Genomic DNA, 2,926 nt, shown 5'->3' with positions numbered 1-2,926 from the left:
CACCCACGGCCGCAGCCGATCCGGCAGCAGCGCGTAGTCGAACGGGGCGACCGGCGCGAGGCCTTCCGGCAGCGGCAAGGGATCGGGCCAGGAGGCGACCGGCCAGGTACGCGGATCGCCCAGCGCCGGGGCCAGGGCGGCCCGTTCCTCCAGGCGGGCCGGCTCATAGGGAGGCGGCGCCTTCATGGCTGCACCTCCTGCCCATAGGCCTCGCTGACGATGAACTCCGCCGCCGGCGTACCGCCCGGCCGCAGCAGGATCAGCCGCTTGGGGCGTGCCGACACCAGCTCGGCCAGCAGATGGCGCAGGCGCGCCCCATCCGGCGCCGGTGGCGGCACCACCAGCACCGACAGGGCCGCCAGGTAGCGCCAATCAAGGCGGGACGGATGAAAGCCCGGCGGGCAGCAGATCGCCGGCCCCAGGCCGGTGACTGGCCCAGCCGGCCAGTGGTCGAGGAAGACCACCACCTGGCGCTGGGTGGGCACCAGATCCCGTGCCCGGGCGTCGGCCAGGTCACGGGCATAGGCTGGCAGGCGTCGGCCCGGAGAGCAGCGCCAGGCGGTGCGAGGGTCAGCGTTTGGGGCGCTCATAGCAAGCCCTTTTCTGCAAAGCTCAGTGGGCGGGATGCCCCGGCAACAATGATGTGATCGAGCACCCGTACATCGACCAGGGAAAGCGCACTGCGTAGGCTTCGGGTCAGATCGATGTCGGCCCGGCTGGGTGCAGACTTCCCGGAAGGATGGTTGTGGGCCAGGATCACGGCCGCCGCAGAGAGCTCCAGTGCGCGGCGAACCAGCTCACGGGGATAGACATTGGTTTGCGCCAGCGTGCCAACGAACATCGGTTCGAACGAAATAACCTGGTTCTGCGCATCGAGGTAGAGCACGCAGAACACCTCGCGCGCCTCCTCGGCCAGTTCGAACTTCAGGAACTCGCGTACTTCGTTCGGCGACTCAATTGCGACAGTTGTCTTTAGGAGGCGCTTCTCAAGCACCTTGCGGGCGCGGGCCAGCAAGCGTTCTTCCCGGTCGAGTTCGCTGAGCGGCGGACGGGTACGCGTGATCGGGGCCACGTAGTGGGCGGCCACTTCGGCCACTTTGACACGGCGGTTGCGGGGTGCGACCGGCGGGGCGCCGGTGAGACGTTGGATGCTCATGACCGATCCCCCTTCACGAACGGGCGGCGACGCCGCGGCAGGTCGTCGAGGGCGGCGATGTCGGCCACGCGGCGGGACACGGGTGCCGGCATCGCCGGGGCTGCCGCCGTCAGGAAGCTGAACAGTGGGACCAGGCCCGTGCGGCGCGGCTGCGTCGAGGGCGGTGCCTTGAAGGTACGGGTGCTCATGCTCCGGCCCTCCTGGCAAAGGTCAGGCGGAAAGCCAGGGCCGGGCCAGCGAAACGACGCAGGGTACGGTACAGATTCAGGGTGAGGATGGGGGATGCAGGCGCGTGCAGACGTCTGCACGCCAAGGCGAGGGTTGCCATGGTGCGGTACTCCTAGGATGCGGACTCAATCCACCTCCCGTCGCCAAACGGGGGGCGGGCCAAAGCGGGGTTGGCGAACCGGCATCCTAGGAACCGGCAGCCCGTGAGGGCTCCCCACCCGGCCCGCCATTGATCAGCGCGCACCAAGGGTGTTACGGACGCAAAAAAAGCCGCAGAGCGGCTATCGTCCGCCTAGGAATGTTCAGGTCGCCAAACCTGGTCACCACTGTCTAGGTGACGGTGGCGAGTATCAACCCGGCATCGTGGACGCGTCAAGCCCCTTTGAACGAAAGCCGGGGGAGGTGGGCGCAGGGCGCAATTTGCGCCAGGTTCGAACAGGAGTGCGCTTGCGCGGGCCCCGATGCGTGTTCCGACTAATATTGGTTGTTCCGACTTGTTCACTACATAAGTCGGAACAACCTGCACCCCGCAAAGCCGCGCTGCTGCTGGACTTCCGGTTTTTGTTCCGACCGTTCCGACTGTTCCGACCCGTTTTGGAATGCCCAAGCCTTCGCCGTTGTCACATGCCACCGCAGACACCCCCGAAAGCCGCGCCCGGCAAGGGCTTCAGGGGTATGAAGGCGCGGTGTGGTTTGGTGCTACCGATGACGCTGCACAGGAAGGCGCCAGCTCGACGATCCGGCGCCGGGGCACAAAAAATGCCACTCGCTTCCCATTCGTGCATTGGATGCTCAGACCTTTTAACCCCCCCCCACCCCCCGAAAATCGTCTCCATAAAAATGTGGCTAGGCGTCCGGTCCCGAGACGAATTTCCGTAGAGATTTGACCCCCCTACCCCCTGCGGGCGAGGGGAGTACCCCCCGGTCGAAACTCCCGCACACAAAAAAATGGCGGGACGTCCGGTCCCGCCGTGCCCTCTGCCAGAAATTGGATACCCCCTACCCCCTGGCGGGGTGCTTCCCCAGGGCAGGGTGAAGCCGCCAGATGCTGCAGCTCGCTCCGCCATCCTCGGGGAGCTGGCGTAGTGGGTGCCCAGGGGTATAGGCCGGCGGCAGATCGTCCCGGCCACCGCAGTACCCATCGGACAGTCCAGGGCGACGGAAGGAAGCACAGCGCCTGCAGGCGAAGTCGAGGGCTTTTTCCGATGGCGCAAAGCCTTCCTCAACTCCACCCCCAGCCGAGTTTTTAAATGACGATGGATTGCTATTTTTGCTTCTCTCTTCCCTCGTCCCTTCAAAAATGGTCGGAACGGTCGGTACAGTCGGAACAGAGTCCGCAAACCCAGAGCTGGCGCGGCTTCCCACTGTTCCGACCTTTTCTGGATTTTGGCTGTTGTTCCGACCATTCGAGTCGGAACAAGGCAGACTTGCCTCATTTTTAGGCAAATCGGGGAACGATTGGGCGACAAGTTCAGACCAGTCAATCATGAGTTTTCAACCCTGATGGCATGGCCGCACCCATCTGCTTTTGGACGGGCGCGG

General features: G+C 65.0%; 4 protein-coding genes. All 4 read right to left on the bottom strand.

The genetic code is table 11. From position 1 onward, the window contains the following. A partial coding sequence (locus B4920_RS25660; RefSeq protein ID WP_139379632.1) for a hypothetical protein occupies positions 1 to 186 on the bottom strand: 186 nt, incomplete at its 3' end. Further along, positions 183 to 590: a hypothetical protein gene (locus B4920_RS25655; protein ID WP_079437577.1), complete on the bottom strand. Its 408-nt coding sequence runs from the start codon at positions 588 to 590 to the stop codon at positions 183 to 185. The genes B4920_RS25655 and B4920_RS25660, both read right to left, overlap by 4 nt. Then, positions 587 to 1,156, bottom strand: coding sequence for a DNA repair protein RadC (radC, locus tag B4920_RS25650; protein WP_079437576.1), 570 nt, complete (start codon positions 1,154 to 1,156; stop codon positions 587 to 589). The genes B4920_RS25655 and radC overlap by 4 nt, the downstream gene beginning before the upstream one ends. Beyond that, positions 1,153 to 1,344: a hypothetical protein gene (locus B4920_RS25645; RefSeq protein ID WP_079437575.1), complete on the bottom strand. Its 192-nt coding sequence runs from the start codon at positions 1,342 to 1,344 to the stop codon at positions 1,153 to 1,155. The genes radC and B4920_RS25645 overlap by 4 nt, the downstream gene beginning before the upstream one ends. Positions 1,345 to 2,926: the final 1,582 nt, after the last annotated feature.

Origin of the sequence: Zoogloea sp. LCSB751, assembly GCF_002028455.1 — a bacterium.
Taxonomy (GTDB): Bacteria; Pseudomonadota; Gammaproteobacteria; order Burkholderiales; family Rhodocyclaceae; genus Zoogloea.
The sequence above is the reverse complement of the archived record's forward strand: the minus strand, read 5'-3'. Positions and strand labels throughout refer to the sequence as shown.